Origin of the sequence: Agrobacterium deltaense RV3 (assembly GCF_900013505.1) — a bacterium.
Lineage (GTDB): Bacteria > Pseudomonadota > Alphaproteobacteria > Rhizobiales > Rhizobiaceae > Agrobacterium > Agrobacterium leguminum.
Window position 1 is genome coordinate 945,400 of record NZ_LT009745.1, and the last position, 13,644, is coordinate 959,043.

Genomic DNA, 13,644 nt, shown 5'->3' on the forward strand with positions numbered 1-13,644 from the left:
TGAAATTTCCGTAAGCTGCGATAGGGCCGGCTCAGGCCGCCTTTTCGCGCCGTTCGACGGTGACGGAAACAAGGAAAACGCCAAGCCCGAGAAGGGAAAGAACCGCGCCGACATAACCAGTGGAGGCGTAACCGAAACCCATGGCGATGACGAGGCCGCCGAGCCAGGCGCCGAGCGCATTGGCGATGTTGAAGGCGGAATGGTTGGAGGCGGCGGCCAGCGTCTGCGCATCCTGCGCCACATCCATCAGCCGCGTCTGCACGGCCGGACAGGCGGCGAAACCGCAGCCGATCAGGAAGACGCAGAGGCAGAGCATGAAAGGATTGTCCGCCGTCATGCCGAACACGGTCATGACAAGCACGTTGAAGGCGAGCATGCCGCCAATCGTGCCGTTGAGCGAGATATCGGCCAGCCGCGAGCCGACTACATTGCCGACATTCATGCCGATGCCGAACAGCGCCAGCACCATGGAGACGGTGGAAACCGGCATCATCGCCACATCGGTGGTGGTCTTGGCGATATAGCTGAAGACCGAGAACATGCCGCCGAAGCCGACGGCGGCGATGGCGAGCGTCAGCCACACCTGCACGCGGCGGAAAGCGCCGAGTTCACGCCATACGCTGGCGCCTTCCTCCACCCTGTCACGCGGCTGGAAAAACCAGAGCAGGGCCACCGTCAGAAGCGCGATGCCGCCGACCAGCATGAAGGCCGCGCGCCAGGACAGCAGCTGGCCGAAGAAGGTGGCGAGCGGCGTGCCGAGCAGGGTGGCGATGGTGAGGCCGAGCATGACGCGGCCAACGGCGCGGGCGCGCTTGTGGATCGGCGCCATGGAGGCCGCCACCAGCGCCGCAACCCCGAAATAAGCCCCATGCGGCAGGCCGGTGATGAAGCGCAGAACGGTGAAGCTCAGGAAATCCGGCGCGACGGCGCTCAAGATATTACCGGCCGCAAAAAGCCCCATCAGGCCGAGAAGCAGCGTGCGGCGCGTCATGCGCGCGGCGAGAACCGCGATGATCGGCGCGCCGATGACGACGCCGAGCGCATAGGCCGTGATGACATAACCCGCCTGCGGAACGGTGACGCCATAGGTGGTGGCGACGTCGGGAAGCAGGCCCATGATGGCGAATTCGCCGGTGCCGATGCCGAAGCCGCCGGCGGCAAGCGCCAGTTCGATGAGCGCGATGGCAAGCGGGGAGAGGGCCACGGCAGGAGCGTCCGTGTAAACGGTTTCATTCTCCGCGCCAAGGCGGGCTTCGGACATATTCGACTGGCTCATCGTGACCTGAAAAGCGGGAAGGGCCCACAGAAAAAAGGGCAAGACCGTATGGGAGCGGTCTGCCCTGACTGGAGATGCGCGGTCATGAAAATGACCTTAAGTGATCCCTAACATGAAATGATGCGTTGCGGTAGAGCGATTCTCGGCAAAAGAGCATCTTCACGCGATGGTGTTCGGAACCCTATATAGGGTCAGGCATTTACGCGCGGCTGCCTCACTGGATCGGGTTGGAAACATGAAGCTCATTGCAATTTTCAATCGTGACGGCGGCACGTTTCGCACCACCGACATGGAGGCCTATTGCGACCATGCCCGCGAGGTCTTCGCCCGCGCCGGCCACGCCATCGATTGCCGTCTGGTCTCCGGAAAGGATATCGTCGAGGAAATGGAGCGCGCCGCCGATGAGCCGGGCATTGAAGGCATCATTGCCGGCGGCGGTGACGGCACGATTTCCGCAGCAGCCGCCATCGCCTGGAAACACGGCATCGCGCTCGGCATCGTTCCGGCCGGCACCATGAACCTCTTTGCCCGCTCGCTGAAGCTGCCGCTCGATATTCGGCAGGTGCTGGAGATGCTGGCGAATGGCGAGATTGCCAGTGTCGACATCGCAAGCGCCAATGGCCGCCTCTTCGTCCACCAGTTTTCCGCGGGCCTGCATTCGCGCATGGTGCGCTATCGCAACAATCTCGCTTTTGCCTCCCGCCTCGGCAAGATCAAGGCAAGCATCCGCGCCGCCATCAACGTCATCCTCAATCCGCCGGTCTTCGAAGTGGAATATACCGTCAACGGCGAAACGCAGCATCGCAAGGTCTCGGCCATTTCCGTCTCCAACAATGAATTCGGTCAGAGCTCGCTGCTGGTGGCGGATAATGTCTCGGGCGGCCATCTCGGCTTTTATCTCACCGACCCGTTGCGTCCTTCCGGTGTCGCGAAGCTCGCTTTCGACATTCTGCGCGGCAGGCTGAAAGAAAACGCCGCCGTGACCGCCATGACCGTGACGGATGTGGAACTGCATTTTCCGAAGAGACGCCATGACCTGCGCTGCGTCATCGATGGCGAATTGCTGCCGATGGAGCGGGATGTGGCGCTCGAAGTCCATGCCGGCGAATTGAAGGTGCTGGTGGGTCGGTCGTTCTTCGCATAACGCAACCGCATGTGACTTGAGTGTTATCCCACCGGCAATCTAGCTTCCATACCCCTAAAAAACGCCAGCCTTGCCAAATCGAAGCCGCCCGGCCATGTTCGGCGGGCGCGGTGGCGTGAGCGCCGTTGCCTTTATGGGAGTGCGATCTGTCATGAATGAAATCTCCAAGCCGATGTCCAATCTCGCCGCCATCGATGCCGCCCATCACCTCCACCCCTTTTCCGACATGGGCAAGCTTAACGCCGCCGGCACCCGCATCATCGAGCGCGCCGAAGGGGTGTTCATCTATGACAGCACCGGCAGGAAATATCTCGACGCCTTTGCCGGCCTCTGGTGCGTGAATATCGGTTACGGACGCCGCGAGATCGCCGATGTCGTGCAGCGCCAGATGAACGAACTGCCCTATTACAACGCGTTTTTCGGCACCACCACGCCGCCTGCGACGCTGCTGGCGCAGAAGATCGCCTCGCGCGCCGGGCCGAAGATGAACCATGTCTTCTTCACCAATTCCGGCTCGGAAGCGACCGATACCTGGTTCCGCATGGCGCGGGTTTACTGGAAGGCGCTCGGCCATCCGACGAAGACGAAGGTTATTGCCCGCCGCAACGGCTATCACGGCTCGACGGTGGCGGGCGCTTCGCTCGGCGGCATGAAATGGATGCACGAGCAGGGCAACCTGCCGATCGAGGGCGTGGCCCATATCGGCCAGCCCTATTGGTATGCCGAGGGCGGCGATCTTTCACCGGCCGAATTCGGCCTGAAGGTGGCGCGCGAACTGGAAGCGAAGATCGATGAACTCGGCGAGGAAAATGTCGCCGCTTTCGTGGCCGAACCCATTCAGGGCGCCGGCGGTGTTATCGTGCCGCCGGAAACCTACTGGCCGGAAATCGCCCGCATCTGCAAGGCGCGCAACATCCTGCTCGTCTCCGATGAGGTGATCTGCGGTTTCGGCCGTCTCGGCTCCTGGTTCGGTTATCAGCATTTCGGCGTGGAGCCGGATTTTGCGCCCGTCGCCAAGGGGCTGTCTTCCGGTTATCTGCCGATTGGCGGCGTCATCGTCTCGGATCGGGTGGCGGAGGTGATGTTGTCTGAGGTCGGTGACTTCAACCACGGCTTCACCTATTCCGGCCATCCCGTCTGTGCCGCCGCCGCCCTGGAAAACCTCCGCATCATCGAGGAGGAGGGACTGGTGGAACGGGTACGCGGCGATATCGGCCCTTATTTCTCTGAGGGCTGGAAAAGCCTGACGGATCACGAACTGGTCGGCGAGGCGGTGAATGTCGGCCTGATGAGCGGCCTTCAGATTACCGCCGACAAGGCGACGCGCCGGCGTTTCGCCAAGCCGGACGACATCGGAACCGCCGTGCGCAACCAATGCCTGGCAAACGGCCTTGTGATGCGCGCCACCGGCGACCGCATGTTGGCCTCACCGGCACTGACGATCAGCCGCTCGGAGGTGGACCAGATCATAGAAACGCTGCGCAAGGGGCTCGACCACCTGCGCGATACGCGGGAGCATTTCCAGTAAATCGGCGTAGCGGTTTTACGTTCGGAAAATGCGACGAAAAACTCTTAGGGAGGACTAACATGGCAGGACAGGAACATCATTACGCCGTTCAGGTGAAATGGACGGGCAATCGCGGCAAGGGAACGTCGGGCTATCGCGACTATGAACGCGACTACACGATTTCCACGGCGGGAAAGGCTGACATCGCCGGCTCCTCCGACCCCGCCTTTCGTGGCGATCCCTCCCGCTGGAACCCGGAAGACCTGCTGGTCGCCTCGCTCTCGGCCTGCCACAAGCTGTGGTACCTGCATTTCTGCTCGGTCAACGGCATCATCGTTGAAGACTATGTCGACAATGCCGAAGGCACGCTGGTGATGGAAAAGGATGGCGCGGGGCAATTCAGCGAAGTGGTGCTGAAGCCGGTCATCACCATTTCAAAGGGGGATGCCGCCCGGGCGGATGAGCTGCACCATGATGCGCATGACAAATGCTTCATTGCGCGCTCCGTGAATTTTCCGGTGCGGGTGGAAGGGACGGTGAAGGTGGTTTGAGGCTCACGCCAGGCGCAGACCGAGATGATCGGCCATCGGCTGAAAGTCTCGGTCATTTTGCAACAGCTTGTGCCCGTGCTCGATACAGTAGGTACCGATAATGAGGTCGTTGCTTTTTCTGATCGTATAGCCGCGCTCCCGCAGGAAGCGGTAATTGGCGGCGGCCTTGATGGCGAGCTGGGGCGACATCATCGCGACGCAGGGAAATTCGCCCAGCATCTGCTCAAGTCGGCGCGCATGATGACCGTCACGCGCGCCTCTAAGCACCTCAAGAAGAATGATATCGCCGATCAGAATTTCGCCCTGCGCCATTAAGGCGCGAAACTTGGCGGAGAGGGTAGGCGCGTCTTTTCGAATAAGTGAAATCCAGGCAGAGCTATCTGCTACGATCATTTGGCGTTCTTCACATCCAAGTCCGTCTCAGCATCCCAATCCGTCCGCATCTCGTCCAGATCACCTTCCCAGCCCATGCCCTCCAACGCATCGAGGGCGCGCATCTGACGATGAATGCGCACCAGATCGCGCAACGCCTTTTCCACCGTTGCCTTTTTTGTCGAAAGGCCGGTGATTTCCATCGCCTCGGCGAGCAAGGCGTCATCGAGTTCAATGTTGGTGCGCATCGAAAACTCCTTGGTGTATCGATTTTCGAAATAATACACCAAGGACGCTTTCCGCGATATCTGTTTTTACTGGAACGCCGTCTCGTAAAAGCTTCGAAGCTTGCGCGAATGCAGCGTTTCGGTGGGCATGGCCGCGAGTTTCTGCACGGCGCGGATGCCGATCTGTAGATGCTGGGCGACCTGGGTGCGGTAGAACTCCGTCGCCATGCCGGGCAGTTTCAGTTCGCCATGCAGCGGCTTGTCGGAAACGCAGAGCAGGGTGCCGTAGGGCACGCGGAAGCGGAAGCCATTGGCGGCGATGGTGGCCGATTCCATGTCGAGCGCTATGGCGCGCGACTGCGACAGGCGCTTGACGGGGCCAGCCTGATCGCGAAGCTCCCAGTTGCGGTTGTCGATGGTGGCGACGGTGCCGGTGCGCATGATGCGCTTCAGCTCGAAGCCCTCGTAGCCGGTAACTTCCGCGACGGCGCCTTCCAGCGCCAGCTGCACTTCGGCAAGCGCCGGGATCGGCACCCAGACCGGCAGGTCGTCATCCAGAACGTGGTCCTCACGCACATAGGCATGCGCCAGAACATAATCGCCAAGCCGCTGGCTGTTGCGCAGGCCAGCGCAGTGGCCAACCATCAGCCAGGCATGCGGGCGCAGCACGGCGATGTGGTCGGTGATCGTCTTGGCGTTGGAGGGGCCGACGCCGATATTGACCAGCGTGATGCCGGCATGGCCCTTTTTCTTCAGGTGATAGGCGGGCATCTGCGGCAGGCGCGCGAGCACGGCATCCGTTTCCGGCTTGTCGCAACCGGCGGGGGTGACGATATTGCCCGGCTCCACGAAAGCCGTGTAACCCTCGCCGCCATTCTTCATCAACTGACGCGCCCATGCGGCGAATTCATCGATATAGAACTGGTAGTTGGTGAACAGCACGAAGTTCTGGAAATGGTTGGCGCTCGTCGCCGTATAGTGGCTGAGGCGGGCCAGAGAATAGTCGATGCGCTGCGCGGTAAAGGGCGCGAGCGGCGCGGGTTCGCCCGGCACCTGATCATATTCGCCATTGGCGATGAGATCGTCGGTATTGTTGAGGTCGGGCGTATCGAACAGATCGCGCAGCGGCACGTCGGACAGCGAGGAGGCCGCCGCCGCCTCGACATAGGCGCCTTCGCCGAAAGCGAAATGCAGCGGAATGGGCGTGGCCGATTCCGAAACCGTGACCGGAACGCCGTGGTTCTTCATCAGAAGCCCCAGCTGTTCCTTGAGGTAATGGCGGAAAAGCTCCGGCCGGGTGATGGTCGTCGTGTAAACGCCGGGGGCGGTGACATGGCCGTAGGAGAGACGCGAATCGACATGGCCGAAGGTGGCGGTCTCGAGGCTCACCTGCGGATAGCAGGCGCGGTAGCGCCCGGCAATCGGCGCGCCCTTGGCAAGCTCGGTGAAGGAATTGATCAGGAACGCCGTATTGCGTTCGTAAAGCGCGGTCAAAGCCGCCACAGCTTCTTTCGGGTCCGTGAAGGACTGCGGCGCGAAAGGCTCGGGGCTGATGAAGGTGAGGGGCGGAATCGTTCGTTTTGCTATTGTCATGGCCCATTATAAGAGGCCAATTTCGACAGGCAAGCGACAGAAATACGAAGAAACTGAAAAGAAACGCAAAAAGGCAGTTCGAATAACAGCGGGTCGGCGGAAATTTCAGCCGAGCGCGCCACGCTGCAGGCTCATCAAAAGCACGAAGCCGGCGCCCTTGGAAGCGGGGCGGGGATCGGCCTTGTAAACCGCAAGTCCGGCGACCGGACCTAGAAAGATCGAGGCCATCAGCACCAGCCGCAGCGCGGAAAACAGGCCGTTGGAAAAACTTGTCGTCATCGGCCTGTCTTCACAACACGACGGGGCAATTGGTGGCGGGCGAGGGGCTGTGCTGGCAGGCGATTGCCGCGCCTGCATTCACCCGCTGGAAACTGCGGTTCGGATTAACGACGAGCGAGGCGAAGGACATGGCGAAGATCGCCATGAGAAACGCGAAGATTGCCAGTCGGCTGATCAGCTTTGCCATGTCCATTCCCCTTATTGGAGTTGATGGACAGAGTTTTGCCACACTCGGACTGAACGGACCCTGAGACCCCGGTTCATATGGCATTCAGGGATGTTAACAGGCGGTGACATGACGGATTGATGCCGCAATGGCGCCGGGCATCTCGCGGGCCACCCGATTTTCGATCAGGACAGCGGGGCTTCCGCACGTGCAGCCAGATCGGTCAGCAGGGTCTCGAATGCCTGAGGCTGCGTCACATCGACAACCGGCACGCGGTGCTCCTGCGCGGATGCCAGCATGTCCGTATTTTCCCGCAACGAACGCTCGATAAAGGCGTCGATGATCCGCCGCTTCTCAGCCGCTGCATCTTCATAGCGGGCGTGAGAGCGCATTCTCTCGAGAAGAAAATCATTGCCGGCATGGAGAAAGACACCGGCGACCTTGCCGCCAAGCAGTGGCGAGATGAATTCCGGCCGCAGCGCCGCGCCCTCGAAGATCGTGGGAGTGCCGGTGCCGGACCTGCTGTCGATCATCGTGCGGATCAGCGGCCAGATGTTCTGATGATGTATCTTCAGGAACCAGTGAATTGTTTCCGCCGAGAGCCGCGCGTAATATTCTTCCACCGGTGCCGGAATGCCCGGCCATGGCCTGCCCGGATGGCGGGCGAGACTGTCGGTCGATATTGCCTCGCAGCGCAGCCTTTCGCTCAGCAGGCCGGCAAGGGTGCTTTTGCCGACATGCGAGGTGCCCGCAATCAGGATTGTCGAAAGGGTGGGGCGCATGCGTCGCTCTCGTTGGTGTTGGGCGCAACGATACATCAACGGATATATGGCTTCCATGCGGCGTGCGCCCGCAGTCTCGGGCAAAATCCTTGGCAGCGCACCGTCCCGTCAGGCGCGGGATCGCAGGCGGCAGGACAGAAGCCCGCCCGCCGCCCTGTCGATTACAGCCGCGTCCAGGTCTGCGATTTGCACAGAACCTTCAGCACGCAGCCCTTCATGCTCAGCGAGTTGCCGGAAACGGTGCCGGAGCCGCTATAGGTCTTGTCATTGGCGGGATCGGTGATTTCACCCGAATAGCTGTTTCCCTTGCCAGAAAGCTTGCCGATCTGTTTTCCGGCGTGTTTGCCGGTCTTCAGCGTCACGCAGAAGGCGCCGCCGCAGGGGCCGATCACGGCAGTTTCGCCACTGGCGGTCTTCCAGTTGCCTTCGATTGCCTCGGCGGCGAAGGCAAGGTTGCCGCTCAGCATGAGGGCGGCGGCAATCGTCATTATACGCTTCATAAAATTCCTCCCGAAATGCGCGCAGGCTTCCTCGAGCCGGCGGCCCAAAGACGCGATGCGCAGATCAAACCCTTTTGGCGGGCGAATGCGCCATCTCTGGCCCAAGCCGCCTGCGGCGCAACGATTGCTCCTTGCACCGCGCTATCCTGTGCCCGTTTCATCCTCATGACGGGCAGGGCGGATAGTATTTGACGTTCACGTAAAAGGAAACAGAAATTTGCGGCTCCGGCGCGGCATTTGCAGCGGCGGGACGAGCGAAAGAGGAAGAATTGGAAAATCGCTGTTTTGATCGTGGTGAAGGAAGGGTTTAAATCCAATTCTAAACTTTTCGTAAAATTCGCCGCAAAGTCCTTAATTTCCGCGGCTCGTGATATTTAACGAAAACCCAATTTTACCAATCGTTTGCAGTTTGTTTGCGGCCCATTAATCATGCCTTTTAAGCGACCGTTGAAGGCCCCGTGGCATAGTGAACTCATCAAAAGCGCAGGGAAAACCTGCCGGACGAAAGGACAAAAAAGCCGCAAAAGACGGCAGGTCCGGACGATGGCCTCGACAAGAAGGCGAATGATGAAACAGGCAGAAGGACAGGGATTAAAACAATGGCACGCTTTGAAATTCGCGATATCGAAATGGCTGCCGGTGGCGAAACCCGCGCCGACACTCTTTGCAATCTCGGCTTGGTCTATGCGACCGGCCGGGGCTGCAAGGTGGACCTGATCGCCGCCCATAAATGGCTCAACATCGCCGCGATCCGCGGATCGGAAAGAGCCGCTTCGCTGCGCGCCGATCTCGCCCGCAACATGACCAAATCGGAACTGGCCGAAGCGCTGCGCGCCGCCCGCGACTGGATGACGATGCACTGATTTACCCAAGCCATTATTGAGATTTCCGGTCCGGTTCCCTCCAGTCCCGATGACCGGCGCAAAGGAAAGTAAACCCGAAGGGGAACGCGGCGAGGGCTTTGAAAAGGGCTTTTGCGCTGACACATCAAACCGCGACCGGCAGGAACAAGGCCGGCGCGGTTTTCTTATGTTTGGCGATGTCTCTGCGCCGGAAAACGATTCGCGGGCAAGGGCTTGCGGGAGGATGTTGAATCGCATTCGCACCATCCTGTGATGAGGATGAAACCGCTACGGCAGGCATGACAGGTGCGGTTTTCGAATCGCTTCCTTCTTCCGTCATGCCGGACCTGATCCGGCATCCAGCCACGCCGCGTCTGCGGCGTGAAAGGGTCTTTCGCGATCAAGGACTTGATCGCGCTGGATTCCGGCTCAAGGCCGGAATGACGGCACTCGATATCAGCCGATCGACTTAAGAACCTTCGGCAGCGCCTCCTCGAACAGATCGAGCTTGTCACCCGGCCCCACGCTCACGCGAATGCAGCGGTTGAGCGGCGCGACGCCCGGCATGCGGATGAAGACGCCATGTTCCATCAGCCCATCGACGATGGCGCGGGCATAAGCCCCGTCGCGGTGGCAATCGATGGTGACGAAATTGGTGGCGGAGGGGAGCGGGGAAAGGCCGTTATTGCGCGCGATTGCCGAAATGCGCTCACGGGCGTCAGAAATTTTACCAACGACTTCACGCAGATAGGCCTGATCCTTCAGGGCCGCCAAAGCGCCGGCGACCGAAATGCGCGCCATGCCGAAATGGTTGCGGATCTTGTCGAAGGCTTCGACATTGCCGAGCGTGCCGATGGCGTAACCCACGCGTGCACCCGCCAGCCCATAGGCTTTCGAGAAGGTGCGCATGCGCAGGATGTTCGGTTGGCCGATCAGCGCATCGATGGCCGGAACGGCGCTCGCAGGCGCGGTTTCGCAATAGGCCTCGTCCAGAATAAGCAGGCAGGTTTCGGGCAATGCACGGGCAAAGGCGACGACTTCGCTCGCTTCCCACCAGCTTCCCATCGGATTGTCGGGATTGGCGAAATAAACGAGCGGCGCATTTTCCCGGATGACGAGATCGAGAAGCCCGTCAAGGTCTTCGTGATCGTCGACATAGGGTGTGGTCACGAGTTTCCCGCCAAAACCGTTCACATGGTAATTGAAGGTGGGGTAGCCGCCAAAAGAGGTGACGACAGGCTTGCCCGGCTCGACGATCAGCCGCGCGATTTCACCCAGCAGCCCATCGACGCCGCTGCCGATGGCGATATTGCCGCGTGCAACGCCATGGTGGATGGCAAGCGCTTCCTTCAGCTCATAATTTTCCGGATCGCTGTACATCCACGTCTCCGCCGCTGCATCGCGCATGGCCAAAAGCACGGAAGGGGCGGGGCCGAAGCCGCTCTCATTGGCGCCGATACGCGCTTCAACCTTCAGGCCGCGGTTGCGCTCGATGGCTTCGGGGCCGACGAAGGGAACGGTTGAGGGAAGCGAAGCGGCAAGCGGCGTGAGGCGGGAAAAGGCTGACATTGGCTGAGAGTTCCGGTACCTGTGTTTAAAACCCGGCTCACAATAGGTGCAAAAAAACCGGACGCAAGGCGCAGCCGGTTCCGGCACGACTGTTTTGGAACAGAATTTTACGTCCCGGCGAGGAGACGGAAAAGCCATCGGCCTGTCATGTCAGGATCACGCGTTGGTCTCGAAGCTCAGGCGTCGCACATGGTGCAGGAACTCCGCATCTATCAGCATATTGAAGCCGATCGTCACTTTTTCCTCTTCGCGGCGGATCAGCGTGCAGCCGATCTCATCGCGGATACCGAGAATTTCCAGATAGAAATTGGCCGGCATTTCCAGATCGGGACTGACATCCAGTTCCGCGCCGTAAAGGGAAATAGTCCGCACCAGGCAGCGCATGGTATCCTTGGCGCTGAGATGATGCCCGATGAAGGTGATCTTGCCGGGCCGGTCGATCTGAAATTTCTCGTACATTTCGTCCTGGGGGACGTTCTGACGGGGATCCATATGCAAAGCCATGACAACCTCCCGGATTGCCTCTTTTGATGCCGATTTTAACGCCGCTTCCTTGCCAGGGCATGAAGGAAATCCGCGCAATTGTCTGTTCTGTGTCTCGATCTCGACCAATCTTCCCTTCGGAAGCCGATGTTTCCGCTATGGAAATGCGTTCGGCCCCATCCGGTTGCAGCCTGTGCTGATACTGCGTCTCGCTTGCACGGGGCTGGTGTTGACTGGGGCCGTACTTGGCGTTACGCCTGAACCTTGCAATATCGCATCGCGGGGCGCGGCAGGACCGGCGCTTCGTGATTCTTCTGGGAGTGGACTGTGACGGGAAGGCTGGTAATCGTCGGGGCGGGGCAGGCCGCTTTCGCGCTGGCGTCGAAGCTTCGGGCGCTGAAGGATGAGCGCCCCATCACCATCATCGGCTCCGAGGATGCCTATCCCTATCAGCGGCCGCCGCTCTCCAAAAAATACCTTCTCGGCGAGATGAGCTTCGACCGGCTGATGTTCCGGCCGGAGGAATGGTACGCCGAAAACAATGTCGATATCCGGCTTTCCACCTGGGTCGAGGAGATAGACCGAGCCGCCAAATTCCTGCGCATGCAGGACGGCAGCACGCTTTCCTATGACAGGCTGGTGCTGGCGACCGGGGCGGCTCCCCGCCTGCTGCCCGCCAGTATCGGCGGCGATCTGGAAGGCGTCCTGACCGTGCGCGACAAGCGCGATGCCGACCGGCTTATGGAGGAGATGAAGCCGGGCCGCAGGCTGCTGGTAATCGGCGGCGGCTATATCGGTCTCGAAGCGGCCGCTGTCGCGCGCAAGCTCGGCCTCGAAGTGACCTTGATCGAAATGGCCGACCGCATTCTCCAGCGTGTGGCGGCGAAGGAAACCGCCGATATCATGCGCGGCATCCATCAGGCCCACGGCGTTTCCATTCGCGAAAAGACCGGCCTTGTGCGCCTTGTCGGCATGGACGGCCGGGTGGCCGCCGCCGAACTCTCCGACGGCTCGACGCTGGATGTGGACTTTGTGATTGTCGGCATCGGCGTGACGCCGAATGATCGCCTCGCTCGCGAATCGGGCCTTGATGTCGGCAATGGCATCGTGGTGGACGACCACACCCGCACCTCCGACAGCGCCATTCATGCGGTGGGCGACTGCGCGCTGCTGCCCTGGCGCGGCCAGCATGTGCGTCTCGAATCGGTACAGAACGCAGTCGATCAGGCCGAGGCGGCTGCTGCCGTGCTGACCGGGGCTGAAGCCGCCTATGATCCGAAGCCATGGTTCTGGTCGGATCAATATGACGCCAAGCTGCAGATCGCCGGCTTCAACCTTGGTTATGACGAGACGATGCTGAGGCAGGGCGCGCGTGAGAGCAGCTGGTCCGTATGGTATTTCCGCGACGGTCGATTCGTGGCGGTGGATGCCGTCAACGATGCCAAGGCCTATGTCGCGGGCAAGAAATTGCTCGATACCGGCGCGGAGCCGGATCGCGCCATCCTGGCGGATGCTTCCGCCGATCTGAAATTACTGCTTTCCTGAGGACATCATGCCTGCTCCCGAAAACCGTTTCAAAACCGCCATCCATGCCGGCAAGCCGCAGATCGGCCTCTGGCTCGATATGGGCGAGGCCATCACCGCGGAAATCGCCGGTACGGCGGGGTTCGACTGGCTGGTGATCGACGGCGAGCATGGGCCGAACGATCTGCGAAGCATCATCGATCAGCTGCGCGCCCTTGCCACATCGCCTGCCGAACCGGTGGTGCGCGTGCCGGTCGGCGAAAGCTGGATGATCAAGCAGCTTCTGGATGGGGGTGCGCGCACGCTTCTGGTGCCGATGGTCGATTCGGCTGACCAGGCGAAGGATCTGGTCAGCGCCATGCATTATCCGCCGCGCGGCATTCGCGGCATGGGTGCTGCCGTTGCCCGCGCTTCCGCCTTCAACACGATAACCGACTATGCCGACAGCGCCTCGGACAGCGTCTGCCTGCTGGTGCAGGCCGAAACGCGCGCGGCGATCAACGATCTCGACAATATTCTTGCGGTGGAGGGCGTGGACGGCGTCTTTATCGGCCCGGCGGATCTGGCTGCCGATATGGGCTATCTCGGCAGGATAGATGAGCCGGAAGTGCAGGCGGTGATCGAGGCGGCCATCGTCAAGATCGTCAAGGCCGGCAAGGCCGCCGGTATTCTCACCTTCAACGAAACCTATAATCGCCGCTATCTCGAACTCGGCGCGTCCTTCGTGGCCGTCGGCGCGGATGTGACGGAATTTGCCAGCACCCTGCGTGCGCTGTCGGCTCGTTACAAGGGCGGAGCGGCGCCCGCACCATCACGGTCTGGCTATTAA

16 protein-coding genes are annotated in these 13,644 nt (G+C 60.7%); 6 read left to right on the forward strand and 10 right to left on the reverse strand.

The genetic code is table 11. The features are described from left to right. Window positions 1–31 precede the first annotated feature (31 nt). On the reverse strand, window positions 32–1,276 hold the full coding sequence (locus tag AGR7B_RS04800; RefSeq protein WP_078054307.1) for an MFS transporter: 1,245 nt from the start codon (window positions 1,274–1,276) through the stop codon (window positions 32–34). Between the two features lie 235 nt (window positions 1,277–1,511). On the opposite strand from AGR7B_RS04800, the gene AGR7B_RS04805 reads away from it, so the two are divergent. The 3 genes from AGR7B_RS04805 (at window position 1,512) to AGR7B_RS04815 (ending at window position 4,478) form a co-directional block, all read left to right on the forward strand. Then, window positions 1,512–2,420, forward strand: a complete 909-nt coding sequence (locus tag AGR7B_RS04805) for a diacylglycerol/lipid kinase family protein (protein ID WP_078054235.1) — start codon at window positions 1,512–1,514, stop codon at window positions 2,418–2,420. Window positions 2,421–2,571: 151 nt separating this feature from the next. Further along, the gene (locus AGR7B_RS04810) at window positions 2,572–3,948 is read left to right on the forward strand and encodes an aspartate aminotransferase family protein (protein WP_162934053.1); all 1,377 of its coding nucleotides are present in this window, start codon (window positions 2,572–2,574) and stop codon (window positions 3,946–3,948) included. 59 nt (window positions 3,949–4,007) lie between these two features. Then, window positions 4,008–4,478 carry an OsmC family protein gene (locus AGR7B_RS04815; protein ID WP_065654149.1) on the forward strand — a complete coding sequence of 157 codons (471 nt, stop codon included), beginning with the start codon at window positions 4,008–4,010 and terminating at the stop codon, window positions 4,476–4,478. Window positions 4,479–4,481: 3 nt separating this feature from the next. Here AGR7B_RS04815 and vapC read toward each other — a convergent pair whose 3' ends face one another. From vapC to AGR7B_RS04845, 7 genes are all read right to left on the reverse strand, one after another. Then, complete coding sequence (gene vapC, locus AGR7B_RS04820) at window positions 4,482–4,871, reverse strand: type II toxin-antitoxin system VapC family toxin (RefSeq protein ID WP_080856162.1); 390 nt, start codon at window positions 4,869–4,871, stop codon at window positions 4,482–4,484. Further along, complete coding sequence (locus AGR7B_RS04825) at window positions 4,868–5,098, reverse strand: type II toxin-antitoxin system VapB family antitoxin (RefSeq protein ID WP_080856991.1); 231 nt, start codon at window positions 5,096–5,098, stop codon at window positions 4,868–4,870. The genes vapC and AGR7B_RS04825 overlap by 4 nt, the downstream gene beginning before the upstream one ends. Before the next feature lie 66 nt (window positions 5,099–5,164). Then, window positions 5,165–6,670: an AMP nucleosidase gene (amn, locus tag AGR7B_RS04830; RefSeq protein ID WP_078054232.1), complete on the reverse strand. Its 1,506-nt coding sequence runs from the start codon at window positions 6,668–6,670 to the stop codon at window positions 5,165–5,167. Window positions 6,671–6,775: 105 nt separating this feature from the next. Then, entirely contained in the window at window positions 6,776–6,949 is a 174-nt protein-coding gene (locus tag AGR7B_RS25815) for a hypothetical protein (protein ID WP_003509979.1), read from the reverse strand. A 10-nt stretch (window positions 6,950–6,959) separates the two neighbouring features. Further along, the gene (locus tag AGR7B_RS25820) at window positions 6,960–7,142 is read right to left on the reverse strand and encodes a hypothetical protein (RefSeq protein WP_162934054.1); all 183 of its coding nucleotides are present in this window, start codon (window positions 7,140–7,142) and stop codon (window positions 6,960–6,962) included. Between the two features lie 158 nt (window positions 7,143–7,300). After that, on the reverse strand, window positions 7,301–7,897 hold the full coding sequence (locus tag AGR7B_RS04840; RefSeq protein WP_080856163.1) for a P-loop NTPase family protein: 597 nt from the start codon (window positions 7,895–7,897) through the stop codon (window positions 7,301–7,303). Window positions 7,898–8,058: 161 nt separating this feature from the next. Further along, window positions 8,059–8,397 (reverse strand): DUF2147 domain-containing protein, encoded by a 339-nt coding sequence (locus AGR7B_RS04845; RefSeq protein WP_003524108.1) that lies wholly within the window; start codon window positions 8,395–8,397, stop codon window positions 8,059–8,061. Window positions 8,398–8,996: 599 nt separating this feature from the next. On the opposite strand from AGR7B_RS04845, the gene AGR7B_RS04850 reads away from it, so the two are divergent. After that, on the forward strand, window positions 8,997–9,260 hold the full coding sequence (locus tag AGR7B_RS04850) for an SEL1-like repeat protein (RefSeq protein ID WP_003524109.1): 264 nt from the start codon (window positions 8,997–8,999) through the stop codon (window positions 9,258–9,260). A 435-nt stretch (window positions 9,261–9,695) separates the two neighbouring features. On the opposite strand, the gene AGR7B_RS04860 is transcribed toward AGR7B_RS04850, so the two are convergent. Together AGR7B_RS04860 and AGR7B_RS04865 are read right to left on the reverse strand one after the other, a co-directional pair. Further along, entirely contained in the window at window positions 9,696–10,808 is a 1,113-nt protein-coding gene (locus tag AGR7B_RS04860; protein ID WP_080856164.1) for a pyridoxal phosphate-dependent aminotransferase, read from the reverse strand. Window positions 10,809–10,964: 156 nt separating this feature from the next. Next, window positions 10,965–11,312, reverse strand: coding sequence for a hypothetical protein (locus AGR7B_RS04865; protein WP_035240153.1), 348 nt, complete (start codon window positions 11,310–11,312; stop codon window positions 10,965–10,967). A gap of 306 nt (window positions 11,313–11,618) precedes the next feature. Between AGR7B_RS04865 and AGR7B_RS04870 the strand changes: the two genes are divergently transcribed. Both AGR7B_RS04870 and AGR7B_RS04875 read left to right on the forward strand, forming a co-directional pair. Continuing rightward, window positions 11,619–12,836: an NAD(P)/FAD-dependent oxidoreductase gene (locus tag AGR7B_RS04870; RefSeq protein WP_080856165.1), complete on the forward strand. Its 1,218-nt coding sequence runs from the start codon at window positions 11,619–11,621 to the stop codon at window positions 12,834–12,836. A 7-nt stretch (window positions 12,837–12,843) separates the two neighbouring features. Beyond that, the gene (locus tag AGR7B_RS04875) at window positions 12,844–13,644 is read left to right on the forward strand and encodes an aldolase/citrate lyase family protein (RefSeq protein ID WP_080856166.1); all 801 of its coding nucleotides are present in this window, start codon (window positions 12,844–12,846) and stop codon (window positions 13,642–13,644) included.

Coding starts and splice junctions, on each gene's coding strand:
- AGR7B_RS04845 (WP_003524108.1), bottom strand. CDS start 8,397: ATGAAGCGTATAATGACGATTGCCGCCGCCCTCATGCTGAGCGGCAAC.
- vapC (WP_080856162.1), bottom strand. CDS start 4,871: ATGATCGTAGCAGATAGCTCTGCCTGGATTTCACTTATTCGAAAAGAC.
- AGR7B_RS25820 (WP_162934054.1), bottom strand. CDS start 7,142: ATGGACATGGCAAAGCTGATCAGCCGACTGGCAATCTTCGCGTTTCTC.
- AGR7B_RS04875 (WP_080856166.1), top strand. CDS start 12,844: ATGCCTGCTCCCGAAAACCGTTTCAAAACCGCCATCCATGCCGGCAAG.
- AGR7B_RS04850 (WP_003524109.1), top strand. CDS start 8,997: ATGGCACGCTTTGAAATTCGCGATATCGAAATGGCTGCCGGTGGCGAA.
- AGR7B_RS04825 (WP_080856991.1), bottom strand. CDS start 5,098: ATGCGCACCAACATTGAACTCGATGACGCCTTGCTCGCCGAGGCGATG.
- AGR7B_RS04810 (WP_162934053.1), top strand. CDS start 2,572: ATGAATGAAATCTCCAAGCCGATGTCCAATCTCGCCGCCATCGATGCC.
- amn (WP_078054232.1), bottom strand. CDS start 6,670: ATGACAATAGCAAAACGAACGATTCCGCCCCTCACCTTCATCAGCCCC.
- AGR7B_RS04865 (WP_035240153.1), bottom strand. CDS start 11,312: ATGGCTTTGCATATGGATCCCCGTCAGAACGTCCCCCAGGACGAAATG.
- AGR7B_RS04840 (WP_080856163.1), bottom strand. CDS start 7,897: ATGCGCCCCACCCTTTCGACAATCCTGATTGCGGGCACCTCGCATGTC.
- AGR7B_RS04815 (WP_065654149.1), top strand. CDS start 4,008: ATGGCAGGACAGGAACATCATTACGCCGTTCAGGTGAAATGGACGGGC.
- AGR7B_RS04860 (WP_080856164.1), bottom strand. CDS start 10,808: ATGTCAGCCTTTTCCCGCCTCACGCCGCTTGCCGCTTCGCTTCCCTCA.
- AGR7B_RS25815 (WP_003509979.1), bottom strand. CDS start 6,949: ATGACGACAAGTTTTTCCAACGGCCTGTTTTCCGCGCTGCGGCTGGTG.
- AGR7B_RS04805 (WP_078054235.1), top strand. CDS start 1,512: ATGAAGCTCATTGCAATTTTCAATCGTGACGGCGGCACGTTTCGCACC.
- AGR7B_RS04800 (WP_078054307.1), bottom strand. CDS start 1,276: ATGAGCCAGTCGAATATGTCCGAAGCCCGCCTTGGCGCGGAGAATGAA.